The sequence below is a fragment of the Amphritea balenae genome (assembly GCF_003858655.1).
GTDB classification, from domain to species: domain Bacteria; phylum Pseudomonadota; class Gammaproteobacteria; order Pseudomonadales; family Balneatricaceae; genus Amphritea; species Amphritea balenae.
In genome coordinates, this window is sequence record NZ_RQXV01000006.1 from 285,935 (window position 1) to 311,365 (window position 25,431).

Annotated in this window: 23 protein-coding genes; 13 read left to right on the forward strand and 10 right to left on the reverse strand. The window is 47.0% G+C overall.

The genetic code is table 11. The features are described 5' to 3' along the window. Positions 1-14 precede the first annotated feature (14 nt). The 3 genes from EHS89_RS12585 to EHS89_RS12595 form a co-directional block, all read right to left on the reverse strand. Positions 15-701, reverse strand: coding sequence for a phosphatase PAP2 family protein (locus EHS89_RS12585; protein ID WP_124926496.1), 687 nt, complete (start codon positions 699-701; stop codon positions 15-17). Then, entirely contained in the window at positions 701-2,188 is a 1,488-nt protein-coding gene (locus EHS89_RS12590) for a glycosyltransferase family 39 protein (RefSeq protein ID WP_124926497.1), read from the reverse strand. Before EHS89_RS12590 ends, EHS89_RS12585 begins: the two co-directional genes overlap by 1 nt. A 640-nt stretch (positions 2,189-2,828) precedes the next feature. After that, positions 2,829-3,767 carry a hypothetical protein gene (locus EHS89_RS12595; RefSeq protein ID WP_124926498.1) on the reverse strand — a complete coding sequence of 313 codons (939 nt, stop codon included), beginning with the start codon at positions 3,765-3,767 and terminating at the stop codon, positions 2,829-2,831. A gap of 285 nt (positions 3,768-4,052) precedes the next feature. Here EHS89_RS12595 and EHS89_RS12600 point away from each other — a divergent pair, with 285 nt between their 5' ends. Together EHS89_RS12600 and EHS89_RS12605 are read left to right on the forward strand one after the other, a co-directional pair. Further along, positions 4,053-5,288 (forward strand): EAL and HDOD domain-containing protein, encoded by a 1,236-nt coding sequence (locus EHS89_RS12600; protein ID WP_124926499.1) that lies wholly within the window; start codon positions 4,053-4,055, stop codon positions 5,286-5,288. A 91-nt stretch (positions 5,289-5,379) separates the two neighbouring features. Further along, positions 5,380-6,126 carry a sulfite exporter TauE/SafE family protein gene (locus tag EHS89_RS12605; RefSeq protein ID WP_124926500.1) on the forward strand — a complete coding sequence of 249 codons (747 nt, stop codon included), beginning with the start codon at positions 5,380-5,382 and terminating at the stop codon, positions 6,124-6,126. 86 nt (positions 6,127-6,212) lie between these two features. Here EHS89_RS12605 and ilvD read toward each other — a convergent pair whose 3' ends face one another. Further along, positions 6,213-8,045 (reverse strand): dihydroxy-acid dehydratase, encoded by a 1,833-nt coding sequence (ilvD, locus tag EHS89_RS12610; protein ID WP_124926501.1) that lies wholly within the window; start codon positions 8,043-8,045, stop codon positions 6,213-6,215. A 222-nt stretch (positions 8,046-8,267) separates the two neighbouring features. On the opposite strand from ilvD, the gene EHS89_RS12615 reads away from it, so the two are divergent. The 7 genes from EHS89_RS12615 (at position 8,268) to EHS89_RS12645 (ending at position 12,593) form a co-directional block, all read left to right on the forward strand. Beyond that, complete coding sequence (locus EHS89_RS12615; RefSeq protein ID WP_124926502.1) at positions 8,268-8,504, forward strand: hypothetical protein; 237 nt, start codon at positions 8,268-8,270, stop codon at positions 8,502-8,504. Between the two features lie 7 nt (positions 8,505-8,511). Next, positions 8,512-9,177, forward strand: a complete 666-nt coding sequence (locus EHS89_RS12620; protein WP_229753577.1) for a Crp/Fnr family transcriptional regulator — start codon at positions 8,512-8,514, stop codon at positions 9,175-9,177. 90 nt (positions 9,178-9,267) lie between these two features. Continuing rightward, positions 9,268-9,462 carry a YgaP family membrane protein gene (locus tag EHS89_RS12625; protein WP_124926503.1) on the forward strand — a complete coding sequence of 65 codons (195 nt, stop codon included), beginning with the start codon at positions 9,268-9,270 and terminating at the stop codon, positions 9,460-9,462. A gap of 176 nt (positions 9,463-9,638) precedes the next feature. Beyond that, entirely contained in the window at positions 9,639-10,187 is a 549-nt protein-coding gene (locus EHS89_RS12630; RefSeq protein WP_229753578.1) for a glycine zipper 2TM domain-containing protein, read from the forward strand. Positions 10,188-10,212: 25 nt separating this feature from the next. Next, positions 10,213-10,521 (forward strand): PepSY domain-containing protein, encoded by a 309-nt coding sequence (locus EHS89_RS12635; protein ID WP_124926505.1) that lies wholly within the window; start codon positions 10,213-10,215, stop codon positions 10,519-10,521. Positions 10,522-10,554: 33 nt separating this feature from the next. Continuing rightward, a complete protein-coding gene (locus EHS89_RS12640; RefSeq protein ID WP_124926506.1) occupies positions 10,555-11,247 on the forward strand; it encodes a response regulator transcription factor in 693 nt (230 codons plus the stop codon). Beyond that, entirely contained in the window at positions 11,244-12,593 is a 1,350-nt protein-coding gene (locus tag EHS89_RS12645; protein ID WP_124926507.1) for an ATP-binding protein, read from the forward strand. The genes EHS89_RS12640 and EHS89_RS12645 overlap by 4 nt, the downstream gene beginning before the upstream one ends. A gap of 30 nt (positions 12,594-12,623) precedes the next feature. Here the strand turns inward: EHS89_RS12645 and argA are convergent, their stop codons facing one another. The 4 genes from argA to EHS89_RS12665 all read right to left on the reverse strand — a co-directional run bounded on the left by argA (position 12,624) and on the right by EHS89_RS12665 (position 17,200). Next, on the reverse strand, positions 12,624-13,964 hold the full coding sequence (argA, locus tag EHS89_RS12650) for an amino-acid N-acetyltransferase (protein ID WP_124926508.1): 1,341 nt from the start codon (positions 13,962-13,964) through the stop codon (positions 12,624-12,626). Positions 13,965-13,966: 2 nt separating this feature from the next. Continuing rightward, positions 13,967-15,118, reverse strand: coding sequence for an acetylornithine deacetylase (gene argE / locus EHS89_RS12655; RefSeq protein ID WP_124926509.1), 1,152 nt, complete (start codon positions 15,116-15,118; stop codon positions 13,967-13,969). 100 nt (positions 15,119-15,218) lie between these two features. Further along, entirely contained in the window at positions 15,219-16,484 is a 1,266-nt protein-coding gene (locus tag EHS89_RS12660) for an inorganic phosphate transporter (RefSeq protein ID WP_124926510.1), read from the reverse strand. 35 nt (positions 16,485-16,519) lie between these two features. After that, a complete protein-coding gene (locus EHS89_RS12665; protein WP_124926511.1) occupies positions 16,520-17,200 on the reverse strand; it encodes a TIGR00153 family protein in 681 nt (226 codons plus the stop codon). 286 nt (positions 17,201-17,486) lie between these two features. On the opposite strand from EHS89_RS12665, the gene glnE reads away from it, so the two are divergent. Next, positions 17,487-20,381, forward strand: a complete 2,895-nt coding sequence (glnE, locus tag EHS89_RS12670) for a bifunctional [glutamate--ammonia ligase]-adenylyl-L-tyrosine phosphorylase/[glutamate--ammonia-ligase] adenylyltransferase (protein WP_124926512.1) — start codon at positions 17,487-17,489, stop codon at positions 20,379-20,381. Positions 20,382-20,452: 71 nt separating this feature from the next. On the opposite strand, the gene EHS89_RS12675 is transcribed toward glnE, so the two are convergent. Beyond that, a complete protein-coding gene (locus EHS89_RS12675) occupies positions 20,453-21,448 on the reverse strand; it encodes a branched-chain amino acid aminotransferase (protein ID WP_124926513.1) in 996 nt (331 codons plus the stop codon). A gap of 239 nt (positions 21,449-21,687) precedes the next feature. Between EHS89_RS12675 and rfaC the strand changes: the two genes are divergently transcribed. Continuing rightward, complete coding sequence (gene rfaC, locus EHS89_RS12680; protein ID WP_124926514.1) at positions 21,688-22,683, forward strand: lipopolysaccharide heptosyltransferase RfaC; 996 nt, start codon at positions 21,688-21,690, stop codon at positions 22,681-22,683. Position 22,684: 1 nt separating this feature from the next. Here rfaC and EHS89_RS12685 read toward each other — a convergent pair whose 3' ends face one another. Then, positions 22,685-23,698, reverse strand: a complete 1,014-nt coding sequence (locus tag EHS89_RS12685) for a polysialyltransferase family glycosyltransferase (protein WP_124926515.1) — start codon at positions 23,696-23,698, stop codon at positions 22,685-22,687. Between the two features lie 253 nt (positions 23,699-23,951). Between EHS89_RS12685 and EHS89_RS12690 the strand changes: the two genes are divergently transcribed. After that, the gene (locus EHS89_RS12690) at positions 23,952-24,911 is read left to right on the forward strand and encodes a polysaccharide pyruvyl transferase family protein (protein ID WP_170167495.1); all 960 of its coding nucleotides are present in this window, start codon (positions 23,952-23,954) and stop codon (positions 24,909-24,911) included. Positions 24,912-24,982: 71 nt separating this feature from the next. Further along, positions 24,983-25,431: hypothetical protein (locus EHS89_RS12695; protein ID WP_211340338.1), on the forward strand; the 449-nt coding region annotated here is incomplete at its 3' end.

Genomic DNA, 25,431 nt, shown 5'->3' on the forward strand with positions numbered 1-25,431 from the left:
AAAAGCTTAAGTTTTTATTTATTCAGTGGATGCTTGAAATTGAACAGGTAACCCAGAAGGGAGGTAACAAAGAAAACCACCCAGAAGGCGAACAGGGTGTCACTGAAAAAGTGCCCTCCCTGTACGATTCGGGTAAAGCTAAGAATGACGCCAATCATAGTGCCTGCCCAGAACCAGCGGGCTGAGGTGAATAGCCATCCCAGAATCATAAAATAAAACCCCATGGCGGCATGGCCACTGACAAAGGAGCAGTTCCTGGCACACTCACCTGAGTATACAAACGCAGGAGTGAACTGGCTGTTGCCACCAAAATTATCTACCTGAACCGGGCGGGCCCGCCCTATAGAGTTATCTTTCAGTACGGTGTTAACGATTAATCCCGGGCCCAGAATCAGGGCTGTGAGGAGAAAGGTTATGGTCCATTTCTTTAGTTTGCTGAGTTTTAATACGCCGATTTTATACAGAATACCGGTGAGTATCAGTGCTAACAGAATGGGGAGATGTATAACCGCAAAGAGTTTATAGATCGCAACGATTATCAACTGTTTGCGGTAAATAAACGCTTCGGTTTCAGGGTTATAAAATGCCCCGGAAATGATTAGATCCAGCTGTGGGTAAGTGATAAACAAGGCTGCACACAAGCAGAAAAGAATCAGCGAGATACTGGACGTTCGGTGATTTTTGAGTGTAGTTAAAAGCATTATTGCTCCGGTACTCCTTTAAATCCACTGACTTTGTAGAGCCGGGCCGAGCGGGAAAAGTTGCTATAAACGGCCAGAGTCTGCTCTGTTAAAAGAGTCACCTCTTCGAAATATTGTCTCAGCTTTGTAGCGTCTTTTGCTTCAGTAATAAACAGAAAGTTTTTCTCTGTGCTGGCCGACAGTGGATATTTCAGTTCGTAGTGATCTTCAATATAGTTGTCATCGCTCAGGGCAATACCTTTAAAGTCCTGAGGGGCAATGTAGTAGCCGAAATAAGCCAGCAACTTACGGGAATCGCTGGCGAGTTTGTGGTCAGGGTACTGTTCAAACCAGGGTTGGAATTGGTTAACAAACTCTGGCCAGCCTAGCAGGCGTTTATAGGGATCGCTACCGCGCTTACGCTCGATACCCAATGCATCGGTAACAGTGCTGTAGTGATAGAAAGATACAGCAAACAGCATATTGATAATTAAGCCTGCAATAACCAGACGGTAGCCTTTTATCTGGCTCAGATAATAACCGGCTACCAGGCTGGCACCAATATAGGCCGGGCCTGCCCAGTTAATATTAGCTCTGGCCATAAAGGCTTGTAGCGACAGGACAATAAAGGTCGGCCAGAACAGGCTCCAGAGCAGTTTCTCGGTATCGCTTTTTGGTTGGCGTTTCAAACCCCTGATGACGATATAGATAAGGAAAACCGGGCCGAATACAAATAGCTGACCACCCCAGAACTCCGCTAAGCGGGCAAAACTCAGCGAGTTTCTGTCCTGATGGGATATTTCTGCGGTGTGCTGGAAACTTATGAAGTCGTGCTGATAGTTCCAGTAAAGGTTGGGTAGCAAGAAGCTAAGCGCAAGAACGCAAGTGATCCAGAAGCGTGGATTAAGCAATAGCTGGCGACCCGCAGGGCTAAAGGCGGCGTACAGCAGAAAAGTGACAGGCAGCAGGATGAATGTATATTTTGAGAGTAACCCCAGGCCGCCTGCGACACCTGCAATCAGCCACCACTGCCATTCATTACTCTGGCGGGCTCTGATAAAAGCATAGAAACATAAACACCAGAAAAAGATAAGTGGTGCATCAGTAGTAATAAACAGGCTGTTAAAGGCAACCAGCGGCATGAACAGGAATATAGCTCCGCTCAGGAATGCTGCTTTTGAGTCGACCAGAAATTCTGCTGTTTTATAAATTAAAATGGCGGCCAGGCTATAACACAAGGGGGCGCCGAGTTTGACTGCCCACTCTGCATTGCCAAATATTGCGGTAGTCACCGCTATTAGCCAGCCGACCATCGGGGGCTTTGAGTAGTAGCCCCAGTCTGGCGTTTGTGCCCAGCCCAGGTAATAGGCTTCATCGTAAAACAGTGTAATAGGGGTGCTGAGAACCACCCATTCTCTATAGCAAAAAAGAATGAAAATCAGGCCTAAAAATAATCTGAAAGGATGTTTTATAAAGGCTTCAGTGGTATTGACTGACTCTGCAGACATCGGATGTTCCGGAAAGAGGTTGTAGGTCCGGGTAAACCGGCGCTGAAACGATAAGTCGCTAAGTTTATCAGACCCCTATAGTCAAAGAAATGACCGCTCGATAGAGGGGAGTATGTAAAACTGATTCGGCGTTACTAAGATGGCAAAGACTATATTTGAGCTCAGATAAATATCAGAGGGAGAGACTTTGAATATCAGTTGCCGGTGTTGGAAGCGGAATCATTAAAATTGGATAGGGATTTTTGCGCGATTATGAAGAGATCGGAGCCGTAACTACATACTTCTACGGCAGACCATATTCAGGCTGATTTAGCTGTTTGATTCTGCAGTTGGTCGCTTTCCTCCAATACAGTCCATTGATGTGGAACATGGGAAAGTTTGATCAGATTGTGACAGCAGTTACATTCGTAAACAGTGTCATTATAGATGTGGTTGCGTTCCACGAGGTTATCATGGGTCGTAATCAGCTGCCTTCGGACCAGCAAAAAGCAATCGCTGCATAGTCGTTGTTGTTCCATTTAGTCTTATCTCCTTATAAGCACAAACGGGCGTTTTAAAGCCGGTTAGGGATAGGATAGTAGAAAATAAGCTAAAATGGTGTAAAAAAGATTAGTTTTTGTAAATTTTCTATTTTAAAAAACTATGGAATAATCAGGCAGTTATCTTCCTGAAGCACGATTTTATTGATCTTCAGGTCCGGATCACCGGGAAACCAGCGTAAAGTGACCTTAAAGGCGCTTTCAGAGCTGTTGAGTTTGTGTCTGTTACTTAACTCCGTTGCCCGTTCAATATTATTCTTATCAGTAGAAAAAGCCTGTGCTGAGCATTCAATATTAATTTCTGAGTTGTTGTTACAGCTGCTTTGTATTTTGAGAGAAAACTGAAACTCGCAGGCTTCATAGGTAAGGGACTGGAGATTTTTGCGACAAATTTTAACCAGACTGTCGACAGTCAGCTGAGTATTACTGCTATCTGCCTGGCATTCTCTTACCGCTTGAGTCTGAGTTTCTGTAATACCGTCAGTGTCTAGCCCTGTTTCGAGTTCTGCGTTAAGTTCTGAACTGAACTCTGTATTAAGTTCTGAGATTAGGTTAGCGGCTTTAATATCAGCCTCTGGGGCTTTTGTTTCTATCACTTCGCCTGTGGGGAGGACTGCTTCCTCCGGCGTTGGATTAAGCTGTTCCGGTAATGGATCCACTACAGGCACTACCTGAGCAACAGGTACTAAGACAGGCGCTATGGCAGGGGCTAGGACCGGGACTAAGCCTGGCTGAGCTGTTTCAGCTTCAGCAGGTGAAAGCTCAATTGGGGTACGTGATAATACATCGACATAATGAATCGAGATGAAGCCCTGTGCACCCTCTAGCTGGATCCAGTCCTGATGACCTGTCGTCGTCACTAGTATCCGGTCTCCTTTATTCAGGATACCGACCACCGGGCTTTTAGTGGACATGGTCTCCCGGATGTTCAGGATGGTTGAGCGTATTTCTACTTCAAGCCGGTCAGCAGCAAACAGTGTCACCGGCTGAGAGGAAATAAGAAGGACCATACAGAATACGATACTGCGCAGTACGATCATAATGAGTTAACTAAAGCCTTAAGTCAGATTTAGCTGTCCATGCAATTGATACTGTTGGTTTTTGCGTCTTTCTGATCCTTGAAAGTTACGCGTCTGACAGAATATGGCGCATTAAATATAGGGTCAATGATTAACTGCCTAAAGTGGGAGGATTTTGTCTGTATAAGAGAGATAAATGTTCCATAATAGTTAGATCCCGGTATTTGTTCTTTTTTCTTTGCGTTTTCTTATAGTTATGCGGGATCAGTAATACCTGAGGTAGCGGGTGAAAAATGGGGAATAGTAGTGAACAGTGCACTTGAAGATGATCTGTTAGCCGATAGCTCGGTTTTATTAGCCCGGCAGCCAGTGTTTAATAAGAATCAGGATGTTGAAGCCTATGGTTTGCTTTATCGCTCTGATGACGGTTCTCTGCCTGCTGAATTTTCAGATGAACAGGCAACCGCCTCAGTAATTCTGAACAGCTACGCGATGGTTTCTGATACCGCTGAGTCAAAAAGACTGCCGCTCTATGTCAAGCTGACGGAGAGCATGCTGTTATCTGATATGTTGCCTACCCTGCCTAAAGAGAGTGTTATCTTTGAGCTCTTGCGCGAGGATGGCATTTCTAAAGACCTGATTAAAACTGTTCGTGAGCGTAAACAGCAGGGCTATCGCTTTGCTTTGACCCACTATAACGGTGATAAATCTCAGACAGCCCTGCTGGATGTCGTGCATGTAGTTAAGATAGATATTCAGCGTCATACGGAAGATGAGTTAAAGCATATGGTGAACTTTTGTAAGCCATATCATGTCGACCTGCTAGCCGATAAAGTGGAAACGCAGGATGATTTCAGACGCTGCATAGAGCTGGGATTTAATCTGTTTCAGGGATTCTTCCTGTGTCGTCCAGTAGAGGTGAAGGGTAAGAAACTCGGCAGTTCTAAAGCGCTTATTTTTGAATTGTTAGCCGAGCTTGAGAATCCCAATGCAAATGCCGCATCGGTAGAGCAGATTGTGATCAATGATCCGGTGATGGCCTATAAAATTCTGAAACTGGTGAATTCTGCTGCATTCAGTACCCCTAAACAGATTGAATCGATCTCCCATGCCATTTCTCTGATCGGTATGGAACAGGTTAAAAAGTGGGCGACTCTGTTTATGTTGAGTGGTCAGTCGGGGAAACCGGTTGAACTGACCCGAATGATGCTGATCAGAGGGCGGATGTGTGAGCTTCTGGCTGAGATGTTGAGTTATGAGAGCCCGATGAATTTCTTTATGGTGGGCCTGTTATCGCAACTGGATGCCATGATGGATATGGAGATGACTGAACTACTGCAACAGGTGCCCTTAAATGATGAGATTAAAGAGGCTATTCTGAGTCAGAAAAATAAAATGGGCCACATTCTTAGCGAAGTCTCGTTATATGAACGGGCAGAATGGGATGAGATGGAAGGCTTATTAGAAAAGCCTTACTATGAAGTTGCGTATCGTCACAGTATGGTCTGGGCGCAGCAGGTATTAGAGTCGCTACAGGATTGATTCCGGCATCTGTTTAATTCTAGCCCCGCCAGTTTTACCGAAACAAAAGATATCGCACTCGCAAGAGTGCGTTTTTGTATAAGGAAGATTTATGGAATGGCTTCCTGAAGCGATCAGTAACAGTCATGCAATCATACTCGTTATTACCAGTTTGCTGACTTCGATGTTAACCGCCGCTATGGGGATCGGTGGTGGTGTGCTATTGCTTGCTGTCATGGCAAGCATTGTACCTGTGGCAGCGTTAATCCCTGTTCATGGACTGGTGCAGTTGGGATCAAATGGTAACCGGGCCCTGATGACCCGGCAGCATATAGACTGGCCGCTGGTCAGGCTGTTTGCCCTGGGAGCCGTTACCGGTGCGATTGTGGCCAGCTTTATTGTGGTGCAGTTGCCGGTTGTTATGATTCAGCTAGCGGTTGCAGGTTTTATTCTGTTTATTGTTTGGGGGCCGAAACTCACCAAGCATGAAGTACCTGCAGGCGGGGTGGTATTAGCGGGTGCAGGTACAACGCTGGTCACTATGTTTGTCGGCGCGACCGGGCCGCTGGTTGCCGCCTTTATTTATCGTCTGGGGCAGGAAAAGTATCGCACTGTGGCTACCTTTGCTGCCTGTATGACCTTTCAGCACCTGTTAAAGATGTTTGTTTTTGGTTTGATCGGTTTCGCATTTCCAGCATGGCTACCTCTGATTCTATTGATGATAGCAGGAGGCTTTATCGGTACCTGGTTTGGTTTAAATATATTGAAGAAAATACCCGCCGAACGATTTCAGCTGATCTTTAAACTACTGGTAACGGCGTTGGCTTTAAGACTGGTCTGGCAAGCAGCTTGGAATTAGATGTTAGACGTTAGGGGCTAGAAGCCTGGTGTCAGGAATAAAAAAAGCAGCCGAATGGCTGCTTTTTTAGTAGGAAAGCAAAGAAACTAGTCCAGTTCGGACAGGTCTCTTACCGCTCCTTTATCGGCAGACGTCGCCAGTTTTGCGTAGGCTTTCAGAGCCGCACTCACTTTACGAGGGCGTGACTCAACCGGCTTCCAGCCAATAGCGTCCTGTTCGGCACGGCGTTGAGCCAGCTCTTCATCGGACAGTAATACATCAATAGTACGGTTTGGAATATCGATACGAATACGATCACCATTGCGTACCAGGCCGATTGCTCCGCCTGCAGCCGCTTCGGGTGAAACGTGACCGATTGAGAGACCTGAGGTACCACCGGAGAAGCGACCATCAGTCAGCAGGGCGCAGGCTTTGCCCAGACCTTTTGACTTGATGTAAGACGTTGGATAGAGCATTTCCTGCATACCCGGGCCACCTTTAGGGCCTTCGTAGCGAACGATAACCACATCACCGGCCTTAACCTTGTCATCCAGGATATTCGCAACGGCTTCATCCTGAGATTCGGTAATATGGGCAGAGCCTTCAAATACCAGAATAGAGTCATCAACACCGGCGGTTTTTACCACGCAACCATCTAATGCAATATTGCCGCGTAGTACTGCCAGGCCGCCTTCTAATGAGAATGCATTTTCCAACGAGCGGATACAGCCGTTAGCACGGTCACCATCCAGGGTTGGCCAGCGAGTAGCCTGACTAAAGGCTTCCTGAGTTGGAATGCCAGCGGGACCTGCTTTGTAGAATTTGGCTACTTCAGGCGTAACGCCGCGCATTATATCCCACTTATCCAGCGCATCTTTCATCGTTGGCGCGTGAACGGTCGGCGCATCAGTATGTAGATTTCCGGCGCGATCCAGTTCACCCAGAATAGCCATGATGCCACCGGCACGGTGTACATCTTCAACATGGTACTCCGGCGTATTAGGTGCCACTTTACACAGCTGAGGTACAATGCGGGACAAACGATCGATATCTTCCATAGTGAAGTCGATCTCAGCTTCCTGAGCGATCGCCAGCAGGTGAAGAATCGTATTGGTGGAACCGCCCATGGCGATATCCAGAGTCATCGCATTTTCAAAGGCTTTGAAACCAATTGAGCGAGGCAGAACAGATTCATCATCCTGTTCATAATACTTTTTGGCCATACCCACGATACTGCGGCCCGCTTCCAGGAACAGTTCTTTACGATCAGCATGGGTTGCTACAACAGTACCGTTACCCGGTAAGGCAAGTCCAAGTGCTTCGGCCAGACAGTTCATAGAGTTGGCGGTGAACATGCCAGAGCATGATCCACAGGTAGGGCAAGCTGAACGTTCAACCGCATCAACCATCTCATCGGAAGCATCAGGATCAACGGCCAGTACCATAGCGTCAACCAGATCCAGCTTATGTTCTGATAGCTTAGTTTTACCGGCTTCCATCGGTCCGCCGGATACGAAGATTACCGGAATGTTCAGGCGCATTGCAGCCATCAGCATTCCCGGTGTGATCTTGTCGCAGTTAGAGATGCAGACCAGAGCGTCAGCACAGTGGGCATTGACCATATACTCAACAGAGTCGGCAATCAGGTCCCGCGATGGCAGGGAGTAAAGCATGCCGTCATGGCCCATAGCGATACCATCATCAATCGCGATGGTATTGAATTCTTTAGCAACACCGCCTGCCTGTTCAATTTCCCGTGCGACAAGCTGACCCATATCTTTCAGGTGAACATGGCCCGGAACAAATTGAGTAAATGAATTGGCAATAGCGATGATCGGTTTCTGGAAATCGTCATCCTTCATACCTGTTGCGCGCCAAAGTGCGCGGGCACCGGCCATATTACGACCTGCGGTGGAGGTCTTGGAGCGATATTGTGGCATGCACAGATCCTCTGCGGCTGAAGTGAATATTTATTTAAGAGGGCGAATTATAGCAAAACTCAGCCCGGAATATCGCTACACAAGCGATGATTATGTTTAATCTGACAATTACTGATTAGATCCGTTGAATTTTTAGTCAGAAAAATAACTACGGCCAAGGTTCACTATGGCGATTCGGTCAGAAAACGTATGATAATGTAATTATTGTTAGCGGAGGAAAAAATGGCTGTGGATAAAAAACAGATACGGGCTGATCGCTGGTTAAAGATGATGATGCGTACCGGTGTGCCGGTCGCGATTGTCAGTATATTGTGTCTCTGGTTGGGCCATCTTTTATCTGAACCTGCCTTTGGTAGCGTTTTTCTGATTACTATGCCGATCGCACTGGTTATTGGCTTCAGCTACAACCTGCGTTATGTCATGTTGGCGGTAAGAGCGCGCAAGGCTGAACAGGACTAAGGTTCGGATGATGAACAGCATTGAGCAGTTACAGCAGCAGTTTCCGGTGTTAGCAGAGCTTGATCAGTCCGGTATGGAAATTCTGGCCCGTGCCCAGCGGGTTGAGCTACCGGCCGATCAGATAGTGTTTCATCAGGGCGATGCATGTAATAACTATATTATTGTAGTGTCTGGTACTGTGAAGGTGCTGGGGCGCAATGCTGCCGGGCGGGAGATAGTGTTATATCGGATTGAGCAACAGGGTTCCTGTGTGTTGACGACCTCTTGTTTGCTGGGTGAAGAGGCGTATCCGGCCGAAGGTATCACCGAAACGGATGTGGTGGCTTTTCTGATTCCCTTAGCGGAGTTTCGTAAGGCACTGGCTGAATCGGAAAGTCTGCGTCGATTTATTTTTGACTCATACGGCGAGCGTTTGGCGAAAATGATCGGCCTGGTGCAAGAGATTGCCTTCGAACGAATTGAAAAACGTTTGGCTCGTTACCTGATTGAGCACTGTGGACCGGGTTATATTTTATTACGTTCCCATCAGGAAATAGCCGATGAGTTGGGTACAGCCCGTGAAGTGGTGAGTCGTCAGCTGAAAGCCTTTGAGCAGAAAGAATGGATAGCATTAAGTCGCAATCAAATACTGTTTGTAAATAAAGATGCGATACGTATTAAGGGACAAGCGTAGATAATTTTGAGTAGTGTGACTTTGTCACAGACATAGCCTGCCGTTACTCCGATAATGTTTCCATACTCTGAATTAGCAAAGGTGAAGAACATGGAAAAGAATATTGGAGCAGTGGATAAAGCATTGCGGGTACTGGTTGGTTTGGTGCTGATTGCCCTGGTTTTTGTTGGACCACAAACAGTATGGGGCTGGATCGGTGTACCGGTTATCCTGATCGCGTTAGTTGGTTGGTGTCCGTTATATAAAGTTCTGGGAATCAGCTCTTGCAAGAAATGCGCTTCGTAAAAAAGCTCGCATAAAAAAACCGGCCATTGGCCGGTTTTTTTATGCCTGTGTTTAATATCAAAAAAGTGTAAAGAAGTGTAAAGCCTGAAACAGATTATTCTAGTTCAGGAATGATTCAGTCCCGGAGTATGAAAATAGACTACAGAATCCAAACATCAGGATTAAGGAGAGTAGTCATGAAAAAGTTAATCGTAAGTGGGTTGGTGGCATTAAGCCTGCTGGTACCATTGGCTGAAGCAGGTTCCCGTAATCACAGAGATAACGCACACCGGGATTATGCAAAAGTGACCCGGGTAGATCCTATTGTTGTCCAGTCTGAGCGACGTATACCTCGCCGCGAGTGCTGGGATGAAGAGGTACGTTACGAAACCCCCAGACATCAGCGTAAATCCTATACTGCACCTATACTGGGCGGTATTATTGGCGGCGCTTTAGGTAATGAGTTGGGTGCCGGTGGGGATAATAAAAAGGTTGGTGCGGTGGTTGGTGCTGTGTTGGGTGCTTCGATCGGTAATGATCTGAAACAGAATAGATCCCAATATGATAACAGAGTACATTATCGTACTGAGACCCGTTGTAGTGTTGAGCATGATGTTGAGTATTATGAACGGGTAACCGGCTACAATGTGACATATCGTTATCAGGGTCGTACTTATCATACCCAGATGGACCGTCATCCAGGTAAACGTATCAGAGTACGGGTAAACGTTGTTCCGGTCTCCTGAAAGCAGTAATTAAAAGGTGGAAAATATGTTCCGAGCTTTATTTCGAATCGTACTGATGCTGTCGTTGGTCACAGCGTCAGGGGCCTGGGCTGCCGTATCGACCCAGGACAGGATAAAGCCTGAGCATGGGATGGAACAGACAGTATTAGCGGCGGCAGATGTATCACTGAAACATGCCGCAGCGATGGCTAAAAAAAGCCATGGTGGCAAAGTTGTGAAAGCGGAAACAAAGAATCGTGGTGGACGAAAGGTGCATCATATCCGGCTGGTCAATGAAGGTCGGGTAAAGACGATTGTTATTGATGCCGCAACTGGCCGCGAAGTATCCCCTTAAGGTGAGAGACTCACTGGTATATTGGAGCATGGAATGAAACTGCTGGTTATTGAAGATGATACAGATCTGCGCCGACAGCTGGTAACGGCGTTGAACGATAGTGGTTATACGGTTGAAGAAGCTGAAGACGGTGAAGAGGGTCTTTATCTGGGTAGTGAATTCCCTTATGACTTAGCGATTGTTGATCTGGGATTACCTAAGCTGTCTGGTGTTGAAGTTATTCAGCGCTGGCGTAAGCAGGATGTAAATTTTCCGATTATTATTCTGACCGCCCGGGGCGACTGGCAGGATAAGGTTGAAGGTCTAGAAGCCGGTGCTGACGACTATCTGGTTAAGCCTTTTCATATGGAAGAGTTGATGGCACGTCTTAATGCTTTGCTGCGCAGGGCCGCAGGACATGCGAAACCGATGCTGGAATTTGGTCCTATCACCCTCGATAGCACCGGACGGAATGTATACCTCAATGGTGAGACAGTAAAGTTAACCAGTTACGAATATCGCACCCTTGAATACATGATGTTGAACGCCGGTAAAGTTATCTCTAAGAGCGAGCTGACTGAACATCTCTATCATCAGGACTTTGACCGCGACAGTAATGTGCTTGAGGTATTTATCCGTCGTTTGCGGCAGAAGCTTGACCCTGAACAAAGCCTTCAACCTATCACGACCGTACGTGGTCTGGGTTATCGTTTTGACCTTCCCGCAGGGGCTACTGATAAAGCATGATGCCCCGCGCCCTCAGGGCCCGTTTACTGCTGGGGTCGTTATTACTCTTGCCGGTATTTTTCGGGCTGACCGGTTTTGCCCTGCAACAGGCTTTTCATCACAGCCTGGAAGCGGCTGAAGAAGAGCGTCTGAAGCTTCAGGTCTATCTGATTCTGGGGGCTGCTGAGCTCGATGGTGATCAGATTAGTATTCCTGATGCTTTGCAGGAGCCTCGCTATAGCCAGCTTGAATCCGGTTTATATGGATTCCTGCACGGTAATAATAAACAGTTAGTCTGGAGCTCAGAATCAGCCAAGCTGATCAATGATCCTGATCTTGATCTGTTAGCTGACCAACGCCTGAAGACCGGTGAATCTCTGTTCTATGAGCTGCCGCAAAAGGGGGTTTTTGTTTACCAGTTTGCGTTGCTCTGGGAGATACAGGGACGCGAACATAATTATCTGTTTACGGTACTGGAATCCAGTAGCTCGCTTAAGGCCGAGCAAAAAGCTTTTAATACCCGACTGTGGGGCTGGCTTGGTGCGGCTATCTTTCTGTTCCTATTGGTGGAGACCCTTCTAATTGGCTGGGGTCTGAAGCCTCTCACACGATTAGCAGCAGACCTGAAAGATATTGAGCAGGGTCAGAGTGACCGGCTGACCGGCGAATATCCTACCGAAGTACAGGCGGTGACGGATAACTTAAATCTGTTGATCAAAAATGAGCGACAACAGCGAGAACGGTACCGGAATACACTGGGGGATCTAGCCCATAGTCTGAAAACACCGCTGGCTGTGATGCGTGGTGCCGGCCAGGAAAAGCTGAGTGCTACCGAGTTTCAGACATTAGTGAGTGAACAGGCTGGCAGAATGGATCAGATTGTTCAGTATCAGCTGGCCCGGGCAGTCAAAAGCCAGGGGCGAACCCTGGCTAAGAAGGTTGCCGTTGCTCCGCTCATCGAGCGTATGCTCAGTGCCTTACAAAAAGTGTATCGGGATAAAAATATTGAGGTTGAACTCTCGCTGCAGGGCGACTGTCAACTAGCGGCAGACGAGCGGGATCTGATGGAGCTGCTGGGTAATGTGCTGGAAAATGCGTTTAAGTATGGTTATTCACAAGTCAGTGTGAGCTTTAGCAGCGATGCAGGCATGCTTCAGATCGATATTGCAGATGATGGAGAAGGGGTATCTCCGGATAAACGGCAAACGATTTTGAAGCGGGGTGAACGGGCGGATACCTCTGCCCCGGGACAGGGAATAGGCTTATCTGTTGCAGTGGATATTTTAAGTAGCTATGACGGCGAATTAGCGATTTCAGAAGCCGCACTGGGCGGCGCACTGTTTTCAATCAGAATACCGCTTAACTAAAGCGCTATTCTGATTGTTTCGATTAGCGGTTTAGCCAAGTTGCTTTACAAAGGCTTTGGAGTTGCGCTGGAAGTTATATAGCGCTTGCTTACCGTTTGGCAGTGACGCGACGTCGACTTCTGCAAAACTGCGCTCAATAAACCAGTGTGCGGTTCGGGTCGTCAGTACAAAGAGTTTATGTAATCCCTGATCACGCGCGGAGTCTTCAATGGCTTGCAGCAATTTATCACCCCGGTCACCGCCCCGATATTCTGATGATATTGCGACACAGGCCAGTTCGCCTGCTTTATCTTCGGTAAAGGGATACAGGGCCGCGCAGCCGATTATAGCGCCATCCAGATCGACCACAGTGAAACAGTTTATTTCAGATTCCAGCAGTTCTCTTGATCGACGCACTAATATGCCAGCCTCTTCCATCGGCTTAATCAGTTCAAGAATGCCGCCTACATCTTCAATGGTTGCCGGACGAATCTGCTCGTAGGACTGCTCTAGCACCATGGTACCGATACCGTTGCGACTAAACAGTTCGGATACCAGTGCACCATCCTTCTGGTAGCTGATCAGATGGCTGCGGGGCACACCGTTACGAGAGGCTTTAACTGCCGCTTGTAGGTGTCGGGCCAGCTCTGATGGCGATTGGTCAGGAGAGCTTTGTTTCGCCATATACTGAGTTACCAGACGTTCGGCAGTGTCTGCAAGTAGCTCGGTGCGTAAGTTGTCATCACTGTCTCTGACGCCACCGTCATGACCAAACATGATCAGTTTATCCGCTTTCAGGCTGATCGCCGTCTGAGTGGCAACATCTTCAACACTCAGATTGAACACTTCACCGGTTGGTGAGTAGCCCAGATGAGAGATCAGTACAATATTGTTATTGCTCAGTTGTTGACGTATCGCCTCGCTATCGACCCGACGAACTTCGCCTGTATGGCAAAGGTCGACACCTTTGTAGATACCAACAGGACGGGCTGTTACAAAGTTGCCACTACAAACCCGTATTTTAGCACCGTGCATCGGTGAATTAGCCAATCCCATGGAGAGCTTGGCTTCGATCTCGATACGCAGACTGGCTGCTGCTTCAATGACACATTGCAGGGTTTCGCTATCGGTAACCCGCAGGTGATGATGGATTCGATCGCTGATGTTTTGCTGTTTAAGCCGGGCTTCGATCTGTGGTCGGGAGCCATGAATCAGTATCAGTTTTACGCCCAGGCTGTTTAACAGTGCGATATCGTGCACTGTATTGGCGAAATTCGGATCGGCAAGCGCCTCCCCTCCAAGCATCAGGACGAAGGTTTTCCCCCGGTGTGCATTGATATAGGGGGAGCTGTGACGAAACCAGTTTACGTATTGAGTGTTATCAGTAATCACAATTAAAAACAGTACTTTGCAATCAGTTGTTCTAGTATCGCTACTGTAGGCTTTATCTGATCAAAAGCCAAATACTCATCGGGCTGATGGGCCTGATCGATTGAGCCGGGGCCCATCACGATAGTGTCCATACCCAATTCTTGCAGGAACGGAGCTTCGGTGCCAAAGGCCACAGCTTCTGCCTGATAACCGGTGAGCTTCTCCGCCGTAGTTACCAGTTCGGAATGTTTGTCATTCTGAAATGCAGGTATGCCGGGGAACAGGGCTTCGGTGGTGATGTCCACATTAAAGCGTTGTTCCAGAGTGCTGAGTCGTTTAGATACGCTCTCCCGCAGCAGGTCTGCCGACATGCCAGGCAGCGGGCGCAGGTCATATTCCAGGTCGCAGGCACCGCAGATACGATTTGGGTTATCGCCGCCGTGAATGCAGCCCAGGTTAAGGGTCGGTACTGAAACTTTGAAATCACTGTTCTGATAATCCCGTTGCAACTCCTGCCTGAAGTTAATCAACTCGCCCAACACTGAGTGCATCGCTTCCAGCGCATTGGCACCGAGGCTCGGATCAGATGAATGGCCGGCACTGCCTTTAATCCGGATAGCCTCCATCATCATGCCTTTGTGCATGTAAATAGGGCGCATGCTAGTGGGCTCACCGATAACCGCATAACGGGCTTTAGGTTTACCCGCCTCGGCCAGGGCTCTGGCACCATTCATTGAGCTTTCTTCGTCGGCCGTCGCGAGAATGATAAGTGGCTGTTGCAGCGTTTTATCGGCGTATTTACGCGCTGCTTCAATAGCGATAGGAAAGAAACCTTTCATATCGCAGGTGCCAAGACCATAAAAGCGACTATCTTTTTCAGTCAGCTTAAAAGGGTCGCTATTCCACAACTCGGCATTGAAGGGCACGGTATCGGTATGACCGGAGAGCACCAGTCCACCCGGGCCGCTACCCAGAGTGGCAATCAGGTTGGCCTTTTCCGGGTGCCCGGGTATCCCCATGACTTCGGTTTTAAAACCTAAGCAGGATAGCCAGCTTTCAAGTTTTTCGATGACACTCAGATTACTTTGATCCCAATGCGCGGCTGTACAGCTAACGGAAGGCGTTGCGATCAGTTCTGCCAGCATAGTGAGCAGATCGGGAGGAGAGTGCTGCATAGATACGTCCGGTTTATTCTGTTATCCGGACATTGTGCAGTCTTTAGCGCAAATAAAAAAGGCGGTCATGATGACCGCCTTAATAAAATTGCTGAGCAGATTAGCTGAACATGCCTTTAAACATAAAGAAGAACATGATCGACAGCGCTGCACCTGCAGGTAGAGTCACTATCCAGGAAACGAAGATAGTACCCACAACACGCAGGTTCAGAGCGGACAATCCACGGGCAATGCCTACACCCAGAACTGCACCTACTAAGGTGTGGGTTGTGGAGATTGGCAGACCGGTACCTGATGCAAATACCACCGTTGACGCAGCCGCCAGCGTAGCTGCAAAGCCGCGGCTTGGTGTCAGTTCAGTAATGTTATTACCAATAGTTGCGATAACTTTATGGCCGTACATAACCAGACCGGCAACGATACCTGCACCACCTAACAACAGGATCCATACCGGCATCGCTGATTTCTGTGCGACTTCACCCGCAGAGCCAACAACACCCACGATAGCAGCCAGAGGGCCAACGGCGTTTGCTACATCGTTAGAGCCGTGAGCAAAAGCCATAGCGCAGGCGGTGAACATCATCAGTACACCAAATACTTTCTCTACACTGGCAAAGTGGTAGTCACGGTTGTCTTCAGCACGGGCTGTAATCTTGCGAAGCATTGCGATGCCCAGCAACATAGTGACAAACGCAACACCTATAGATATCAGCGCGCTTGCACCAAAGCCAGGGTTCAGACCTACATGCTTCAGGCCTTTAGTGAAGGTCACCATGGAGATCATGAAGCCCACCAGGAAGATATACATAGGGACATACTTCTTGGCATTTTTAAACGGATCTTCAGTATCCAGAATCAGTTTCTGCACACTTCGGAACAGGAAGAAGGCTATAAGTCCTGCCGTCACGGGGGAGACAACCCAGCTGGCAACAATTTTCATAACCTTGGCCCAGTTCACCGCATCCACGGATATACCGACGGCAGCAAAACCTACGACAGCACCAACAATCGAGTGAGTGGTGGATACCGGCCAGCCCATCGCTGTTGCGATTAATAGCCAGATTCCGGCTGCCAGCAGGGCTGACATCATACCGAAAACCAGGAGTTCGGGGGTGCCGGATAACAGTGCTGGGTCGATAATACCTTTACGTATAGTCTCCGTTACTGCGCCACCTGCCAGATAAGCCCCGGCAAACTCGAAGATGATGGCGATAATAATTGCTTGCTTCAACGTCAACGCTTTAGAGCCAACGGATGTACCCATCGCGTTGGCTACATCGTTTGCGCCAACACCCCAGGCCATAAAGAAGCCAAACACACATGCCATGATGATCAGTACGCTGCCATACTCAACAATGATGTTCATGATGATTTACCTAAATTAAAAAGTCAGAAATCGGATTATTTCGCCAGCAATAGCTGCAGACGGCTGCCAACCTGTTGTGCTTTATCTGCTACATCACCAACCCAGCGAATGATCTGATACAGGAACATTGCATCGATAGGGTGTAGTTCTTTTTCAACTTCAAACAGGGCTAAACGTACCTGGCGTTCCATCTCATCGGCATCGTGTTCCAGATCATCCAGTTCATTGATCATGGTTTCAACCACGTCTACTTCATGACCACGGAAGCCTGCAGTAACCAGCTCATCAAGTTCATTAAGTGCGGTCAGGGCCTGACCTGAAGTCTTAAGGGAAGCACGGACATATTCAGCCATCAGTGGCTGAATATGTTTCGGAATAGTCATTTTACGGCCCAGCATCAGGCCAGCAATATCTTTTGAACGGTTTGCAATCTTATCCTGCATGCGTAGCAGATCGAGCAGATCAGTACGGGGTACAGGCAGAAAGATACTTTTCGGCAGGTTCAGACGAACCTCTTTCTTCATTGTATCCGCTTCGCCTTCAAGTACTGCGATCTTGTGCTGAACTTCAGCGGCTTTGTCCCAGTCTTCAGCCATTACTGCATCGAAGAACGGAACCAGCTCGATTGCACAGGATTGTGCCTTCGCAATATGTTCCTGCATAGGGCGGAACGGAGAGCGAGCGAACATTTGCAAAATCGGGTTGTTAGTAACCATAAAATCACCGCTGTTAAAGCAAAATTTGCGCGAGTATACGTGCGCTTTTGATGTCTTTGTAGTGAAAAAGAAATATAAATGTAACTGAATTGACATAAATTCGAGGCAGAAATCTTAATGCTCTCTTCTATACCCCAGTAACAGGCTGTTTTCACTTCGTATTTTCTTGGATTGCAGCATAGTATTAATTTTTTGTTACAGAAATATTACAGATAAAAATATCGAGTCAAAAAGTGCTTTTTGTTAAGCTGAAAGAATACATCGGTTTCTAAGAGTACATGGATCTATGCTCAGCCAATTGATTGAAAAGCTCCCTTCGTCTGTTCAGGCCGCTACCCGGCATAATGTTGATAAAGCAGAGGCTGCTTGTACCGACCTGAAAAATATACCCGATCGTTTTAATGAAGACCTGATAAGGGTACTGACCGGTAGTGATTATGTCGCCGAACAGTTAAAGCGTAATGCCGGGTTATTGGCCGACTTACAGGCGACAAATGACCTGTATAGAACTTATGACACCGGTGAGTACGCACAACAGCTTGCGCAGAAATTGTCAGTCGCCGATAGCGAAATGCTGCTGCATATGCTGCTGCGTAAATTCCGGCAACGGGAGATGGTGCGCATTATCTGGCGTGATCTGACCCGAATCAGTGATATGCGGGCGACCACTGCTGATCTTTCTGCTCTGGCCGACGCCTGTATCGATCAGGCGCTAAACTGGCTGTATAACGAGTGCACAGGAAAGTGGGGCGTACCTCACTCAGTTGCATCAGAGGACGTACCAGCTGAACCTCAGCAGCTGGTAGTGCTGGGCATGGGTAAGCTCGGTGCCTATGAGTTGAATCTGTCTTCTGATATCGATCTGATTTTTGCCTATCCGGAAAAAGGCATGACCGAAGGGGGTCGTCGGGTGCTGGCTAATCAGGATTTTTTCAGTCGTCTGGGGCAAAAGCTGATACAGGCGCTTGATAACCTTACCGCCGATGGTTTTGTTTTCCGTACGGATATGCGTTTACGCCCTTATGGTGCCAGTGGTCCCCTGGTGTGCAGCTTTGCCGCGATGGAAGAGTATTACCAGGATCAGGGCCGTGACTGGGAACGTTATGCCATGATCAAAGCCCGCGTGGTTGCGGGGGATCAGCAAGCCGGAGCTGAGCTTCAGAGTATGTTACGGCCGTTCGTGTACCGGAAGTATATCGATTTTAGTGCCTTTGATTCTCTGCGGTCGATGAAAGAGATGATTAACCGGGAGGTTCGTCGTAAAGGCTTACATGGCAATGTGAAGCTGGGCTCCGGAGGTATTCGGGAGGTTGAGTTTGTTGCCCAGGCGTTTCAGTTAATTCGGGGTGGTCGTGATCCACGTCTGCAGCAGCGAGAGCTGCTCAATATTTTACCTTTACTACCTGAAACGGTAGGGATGCCTGAACAGGCGGTTGCCGAACTGACAGACGCTTATACCTTCCTGCGAAACGCTGAACATTGTATTCAGGCGGTGGCAGATCGTCAGACGCAGGAGTTACCTACAGATGAAGTAGGTCAGGCTCGTCTGGCGTACAGCATGGGTTGCGATAGCTGGGACAGCTTTATGGTTGAGCTGGACCGTCAACGAGCCCGGGTTACTGAACACTTTGCTAATGCGATTGCGCCGGCTGAAGAAGCCGAAGAGGAATCCGATCAGAGTAGTGAGTGGTTACTGCTCTGGAACAGTGATTATAGCGATGAGGAAGGAGAAGCATTCTTTATTGAGAATGGGGTGGATAATCCGCAACAGGCATGGAAAGCCTTTAGTAGCTTAAAATCGTCACGTTCTGTGCAGGTTATGCAGGCGGTAGGTCAGGAACGTTTACTGGCGGTACTGCCAAAGCTGATGAATGAAGTGGTTGGGGTGGAAAACTCTGCGGAAACGCTGGAGCGCGTATTAAAGTTAATCCAGGCGGTTATTCGCCGTTCAGCTTACCTGGTGTTGCTGGCGGAAAATCCCGGTGCGATGCGTCAGTTAGTTAAGCTTTGTTCCGCCAGTGCCTGGTTTAGTGAGACTCTGGCTAAACAGCCGGTACTGTTAGATGAGCTGATTGATCAGCGTGCGCTTTATTCTCCGCCCTCTAAAGAGGAGCTACAGGCGGACCTCAGACAGCAGTTGCTGCGTATTCCCGAGGATGATGAAGAGCAGTTGATGGAAACCCTGCGTTACTTTAAAAGCGCGCATTCGCTGCGGGTAGCTGCATCTGATATCACCGGTGCTTTGCCATTGATGAAGGTTAGTGATTATCTGACCTGGTTGGCTGAGGCCATTATCGAAGTTGTACTTGAAATTGCCTGGCGCCTGATGACTGAAAAGCATGGTGTGCCTTATAAAACAAAAGGCGTGCCCTGTGATCCGGACTTTGTCGTAGTCGGCTACGGGAAAATGGGAGGCATTGAGCTCTCATATGGTTCAGATCTGGATCTGGTATTCGTTCATGACGCAGAGGCGAACTTGTTTACCGAAGGCAAAAAACCGGTCGCAAACTCTGTTTTCTTCACCCGTCTGGGTCAGAAAATGATCCATATACTGAATACCTTTACTACCGGTGGCCAGCTTTATGAAGTGGATATGCGTTTACGTCCATCGGGTAATTCAGGCCTGTTGGTGAGCTCGTTGAAAGCCTTTGAGGAATATCAACAGAAGGAAGCCTGGACCTGGGAGCATCAGGCGTTAGTCAGGGCCAGGGTTATTGCTGGTTCCGTTGGGCTGAAACAAAAGTTTGAACAAGTGCGGGCTAATATCTTGCAGCAGCAACGTGTTTTACCTGAGCTGGCTGAAGAAGTTATAAAAATGCGCAAGAAAATGCGTGATCATCTGGGGACATCAGATAAAGATGCGGATGAGAAATTTAATCTTAAACAAGATAAAGGCGGTATTGTTGATATCGAATTTATTGTGCAATACAGCGCACTGGCTTATTCACATAAATTCCCAGAGCTAATCGAATTTACCGATAATATACGTATTCTTGATGCGATGGAGGGTACCGGAGTTATCCCTGCCAGTGATGCTGAGACGCTACGTGAAGCTTATAAAAACTATCGTGCAGTGGGGCACCGGCAAGTTATGCAGGATCTGTCTACGACTATCAGTGCCGACCACCTGGATGATTGTCGGACTGAAGTGATTCGTATCTGGGGTGCTCAGGTAAAGTGATAGGTTTAGCTTTCACTTAATCCAGCCATAAAAAAACGCACCCAGAGGTGCGTTTTTTCAGCTTAAAGCTTTCAGATACTGGTTAGCCAGCCAAATTTATCTTCAGCTTTACCCCATTGGATATCATTAAGGGCCTGGCGAAGCTTAAGCGTTGTCTGGCCAACACCACCGTTGCCGACAGTATGCTCTTTTCCATTATGTATTAAAGTACCGACGGAGGTGAGTACCGCTGCGGTGCCGGAAAGAGCTGCTTCACAGCCCGGTTTAGCCGCTCGTTCAAGGAGCTCCTCTACCGTCAGCTGACGTTCCTGAACATCCATACCCAGATCACGGGCAATGGTCAGAATAGAGTCACGGGTGACTCCGTGCAGAAAGCTTTCATCCAGGGCTTTAGTAATGACTTCATTACCATCGATCAGCAGGAAATTTGCTGCACCGGTTTCCTGAACATCGCCATCAGGGCAGAACAATACCTGGTCGGCATTAAGCTCAGCTTTAGCCTTCATAATTGGTCGCATCGCGCTGGCATAGTTGCCGCCACTTTTAATCATACCCATGTGGGCTGCACAACGAGCGCCATGCTCTTCTAATAGCAGGCGTAACGTAGTATCACCACCGGAGAAATAATCACCAACTGGAGAGAGCAAAATGTACTGACATGAGGTGAGAGAAGGGCTTGCGGCTTTACCGATCGCTGGCTCTGTTCCGATATGAGTTGGACGGATATACATTGAACCAGGGGCTTCAGGCACGTCATTCTTGAATTTCGCGACAATATCCAGAATCATCTTTTCAGTTGCCGCTTTGTCCAGCTCAGGCAGGGCCAGTAGCTCACTGCTTTGTGCAAAACGCTCGATATTACGGTCCATACGGAAAATCTTAATCGAATCATCGGCATGCCTGAATGCTTTTAAGCCTTCAAAGCAGGTACTGGAATAGTGCAGGACATGTGCCCCGGGATGCAGTTGTAAGCTATCGCTGCTAACAACTTCAGCGTTGCTCCAGCCGTTACCATCAAACCAGGAAATGATCATTTCCGGCATAAACACAGTTCCAAATGCTGCCATTGATTACCTCGAACTCGTAAAAAGTTAATTATTCTGTTGCACGCAGCGTGATTCAGCTAATTTTTCAGGTCAATGATTGTAATCAGCAATCAATGAAAAGGGAATCGGCTGGGCTAAGAAAGGCACAAACAGGATAAGAAATAATGGTTTTCCTGACTATTGCCCAAAAGAGTGAAGCCTGAATCAGAAATGGTATACTCGGGGCTTCTGCTATCGCGGCCACCTGATTGGGAATATCCTTGAAAGTTCTGATTGTTAAAACGTCCTCTATGGGTGATGTTATTCATACATTACCGGCTTTGACTGATGCAACTAAAGCGATTCCTGGAATTCAATTCGACTGGGTTGTTGAAGAAGGTTTTGCCGAGATTCCTGCCTGGCATTTTGCGGTTGACCGGGTAATTCCGGTGGCGATCAGACGCTGGCGTAAGAATATCTGGCAGACTCTGCGAAGCGGTGAATGGAAAGCCTACCGTAAAGCGCTAACTGAGCAGCAGTATGACGTTATTATTGATGCACAGGGGCTTCTCAAAAGTGCTGTGTTGGCGACCCGCTATGCCCGGGGTATTCGCTGTGGCTATGATAAGACATCAGCCCGGGAGTCATTCGCGAGCAAATTTTACGACCGCACTTATTCGGTGGATAAAAATCAGCACGCAGTCGAACGCACCCGGCAGTTATTTGCCCAGGTTTTAGGATATGAGTTAAAGGGGCGGGGTGATTTTGCTATTCGAAGTCACTTTGCCGATGAGCAGGCGCCAGCCTCGGATTACCTTGTTTTCCTGCACAGTACTACCCGCTTTGATAAGCATTGGCCTGAAACCTATTGGATAGAGTTGATTGCTAAAGCAACCGACGCTGGTTGGAAGATTAAGCTGCCCTGGGGTAATGCCGAAGAACAAGCCAGAGCAGAGCGACTTGCAAAAGGGCAGGCTAACGTCGAGGTCTTGCCGAAGCTTACTCTGGCTAAGGTAACTAAGGTACTGGCCGGTGCTGCAGGATGTGTATCTGTTGATACGGGGCTGTCGCATATGGCTGCAGCGCTGGATCGGCCTAATATCATTCTGTTTGGCTCAACTGATCCTGGTCTGGTGGGCGGTTATGGTAAAGATCAGATATGTCTGGAGGCTAAAGATCAGTCACAAGCTAACAGAGATGTGGAGCCTGTAGTTTTTGCTGGCTTGACACCAGCGATCGTATGGAAAGCTTTGCAGCAGCAAGTTACGGTAGGATAATTTAATCTAAGATTTCTATCTGTAATTCTTTTAACAAAAATATCCACTCTGGTTCACTGATGTCATCTGCAATAGCAGATACGGAAAGCTCGGGTCTGAGCCATTTGCTAGTTAACAGAGCCGTTGAAATATCACCAACAATTACGCAGTTTTCAGGAAGTAAAGGTAGCATCACTTCCATGGGGACTTTTGACGGCAGTTCTAATGATTTTGATGGTATAGCTGAAGTAAAAGCTGTTTTGTTACTGGTTCTTGGGTGGTGCTTATAAGCGATCCGGCCATTAATATTCTTACACCACTCTTTAAATTTAAGTAGTGATGAATGATTAACAACTGAATCGTGTGGAAGAAGTAACAGACCACCCAGAGTGGAAATGTCAGTGTCTGTATCCAAACCCTGAAGGGAAAGCAGAGACAACTCTCGAAACTCATTTCGATTCAGATTTAAAGGAAGTTGGCGAATATTTTTATCCTGGAGTGCAGAGCAAGCAAATTTCGGGAAGGCTATATATGCATCCTGAATCCAGTCGCTAGCACCAATGGTTTTAGGCTGTTTCCACCAGGTGCCATACACAATTTTCTTAATGATATTATCAACCAACTGATCTTTGAACCAGTTGGTTTTTCTGCCTAGATATGTATATGTTCCATCATCAAGGTAGACGCCTACAGGAGTCGAAACTGCATGGGCCATAGAATATTGGAACTCTATTCGGCGGTCATTGCCGGTATATATTTTACTTGGAGCTATATCCGGTAATAGTGAGAGTATTCTTTGGAGTTCTCTGTTCCGTTGCAGCCTTTTATTTTTACCCCGAGCCTTGTTTGAAATTATACAGCTTTCCTTGAATGGCGATGATGGCCAGGACAATATGGCCTTTATAAAGGAGTTAGTCTCAGATGGTTGATCTATCAACCAGAGTGTTTTTTCATCTTCGGCAGGTAAAGATAAGGCAACCATTGCAGCAGTTAACATATTGAATGGCGTTGAAGCCAGGAAAAGGTGTTGTTTCATTTTTGAAATGTTGCCCTAAATAGATCTGCTCAAAATAACTTCATGAAAGGCCCATGCAGTCAGGGCTCTATACGAAATAGACAATACTTGTTTTTGCAAATCCCATGAAGATGTATAAGTGTTACAATACTGCTTTTATTGTGCTTGCATAGTAGTTTTTGAGCCCACCGTTTTATTATGAGAGTTTAATATGCTAAAAGTTGGCGTGGTTAATGACACCCGTAAACACAGTCACTATGGGTGTTCGCTGGTTATGGATAATCTTCATAAGCTGCTACATGACAATGATATGAGTGTTGCGTGGTCATGGCCAGTGCACAAAGACTGGCGTTTGCATAAAGACGAGATACTCGCATTTCCTGAGGTCGATCTGGTTATTGTTAATGGTGAAGGGACTATCAATAACAGCGGCAGAAAAAAATATGCGCAGGCTTTAATGGAATTTGCAGCGTTTTCAAATCAGTATATATCTGAAAATTGCTATTTGATTAATTCAACGCTGTTTAATAACACTGATGAGTCATATGATCTCTTAAAGGCATATCGTGGGATATATGTTCGAGATCGAGCTAGTTTAGCTGAACTAGCTGATCGAGACATTGTTGGTACATATGTGCCTGATTTGACCTTTTATGAGGCAGTACCTTATAGGGCGGTGGAGTCTCATAAATCTTCTATTTGTGTAACTGATAACACGGTTAAGCCAATGGCATCTAGGCTTAAAAAATACGCAAATACCAAAGGGTATAGATACGTAACGATGATGCTTGCACATCCCCGAAATAAGCCCTTTTGGAAGAGCCCTCGTACCTACGTTAAAAACTGTTGGAAGTGGTGGTTTGAGGATCGTAATAGATCAACAGAACCCCAAGCTTACATAGATACATTGAGAGAGTATGAGCTGATTGTAACTGGTCGATTTCATACTGTAACAATGTGCATAAAAAACAGGATTCCTTTTGCTGCTATTGCTTCTAATACCCCTAAAATAGAAAATTTGCTTGGTGATATTTTGGGTGAGTCATCAAGGGTTGTTACCATTAAGGATATAGAGTCAGACAATTATCCTGAGAAATGGCCATTCACCCCGATAGAACAAGAAAAAATTGACCAGTTTATGTTAAGGGCAAATGTTGGCATAGAAAAAATGATCTGCTCAGTAAAGCTCGATACTACTAGAGAGGACGTGAAAGCGCCCTTTCAATATCTTTAAGGAATTGAGAAACGATCCTCATGAGATGCTCTTTCTACATCGTATCAAAGCTGTTCAATCTTTATGTTGCAATGGCTATTGCAAGTCAACGTCGTAATGAAAAGGCAGTTGTGGTTTTTGTCAATCAGCCACTTACGGGCAATAAAGACTTTGAGCAATTGAAGAGTTGGAAGAACTCTCCCTTTCATGAATCATATTGTTTTGCAGGTCATTTTCCTGGAAGTTTAAGTAAATTAAAACAAAGAAAAATTGTATTTAAAGCGATAAAAGAGCTGATTGAATGTTACAGGCCAGAGAATATTTTTACCGGCAATGATCGGCGTATGGAGTTCCAATATGCAATGCATGTGGCTTGTAAGCTGGATTCTAGCGTCAAAGGTCATTACATGGATGAAGGAACTTTTACTTACATTGGACGAAAACCTAAAAACGCAATTTCTCAGCATCTTGATAATTTACTTAAAAAAATAAGTTATGGCTGTTGGTGGCAGGAGCCTACAACAATAGGTGCGTCTTCTCT

Coding starts and splice junctions, on each gene's coding strand:
- ilvD (WP_124926501.1), bottom strand. CDS start 8,045: ATGCCACAATATCGCTCCAAGACCTCCACCGCAGGTCGTAATATGGCC.
- EHS89_RS12615 (WP_124926502.1), top strand. CDS start 8,268: ATGGCTGTGGATAAAAAACAGATACGGGCTGATCGCTGGTTAAAGATG.
- EHS89_RS12630 (WP_229753578.1), top strand. CDS start 9,639: ATGAAAAAGTTAATCGTAAGTGGGTTGGTGGCATTAAGCCTGCTGGTA.
- EHS89_RS12585 (WP_124926496.1), bottom strand. CDS start 701: ATGCTTTTAACTACACTCAAAAATCACCGAACGTCCAGTATCTCGCTG.
- EHS89_RS12645 (WP_124926507.1), top strand. CDS start 11,244: ATGATGCCCCGCGCCCTCAGGGCCCGTTTACTGCTGGGGTCGTTATTA.
- glnE (WP_124926512.1), top strand. CDS start 17,487: ATGCTCAGCCAATTGATTGAAAAGCTCCCTTCGTCTGTTCAGGCCGCT.
- EHS89_RS12620 (WP_229753577.1), top strand. CDS start 8,512: ATGATGAACAGCATTGAGCAGTTACAGCAGCAGTTTCCGGTGTTAGCA.
- EHS89_RS12640 (WP_124926506.1), top strand. CDS start 10,555: ATGAAACTGCTGGTTATTGAAGATGATACAGATCTGCGCCGACAGCTG.
- EHS89_RS12660 (WP_124926510.1), bottom strand. CDS start 16,484: ATGAACATCATTGTTGAGTATGGCAGCGTACTGATCATCATGGCATGT.
- EHS89_RS12595 (WP_124926498.1), bottom strand. CDS start 3,767: ATGATCGTACTGCGCAGTATCGTATTCTGTATGGTCCTTCTTATTTCC.
- argE (WP_124926509.1), bottom strand. CDS start 15,118: ATGCAGCACTCTCCTCCCGATCTGCTCACTATGCTGGCAGAACTGATC.
- EHS89_RS12590 (WP_124926497.1), bottom strand. CDS start 2,188: ATGTCTGCAGAGTCAGTCAATACCACTGAAGCCTTTATAAAACATCCT.
- EHS89_RS12690 (WP_170167495.1), top strand. CDS start 23,952: ATGGATAATCTTCATAAGCTGCTACATGACAATGATATGAGTGTTGCG.
- EHS89_RS12675 (WP_124926513.1), bottom strand. CDS start 21,448: ATGGCAGCATTTGGAACTGTGTTTATGCCGGAAATGATCATTTCCTGG.
- EHS89_RS12635 (WP_124926505.1), top strand. CDS start 10,213: ATGTTCCGAGCTTTATTTCGAATCGTACTGATGCTGTCGTTGGTCACA.
- EHS89_RS12625 (WP_124926503.1), top strand. CDS start 9,268: ATGGAAAAGAATATTGGAGCAGTGGATAAAGCATTGCGGGTACTGGTT.
- EHS89_RS12665 (WP_124926511.1), bottom strand. CDS start 17,200: ATGGTTACTAACAACCCGATTTTGCAAATGTTCGCTCGCTCTCCGTTC.
- EHS89_RS12685 (WP_124926515.1), bottom strand. CDS start 23,698: ATGAAACAACACCTTTTCCTGGCTTCAACGCCATTCAATATGTTAACT.
- EHS89_RS12605 (WP_124926500.1), top strand. CDS start 5,380: ATGGAATGGCTTCCTGAAGCGATCAGTAACAGTCATGCAATCATACTC.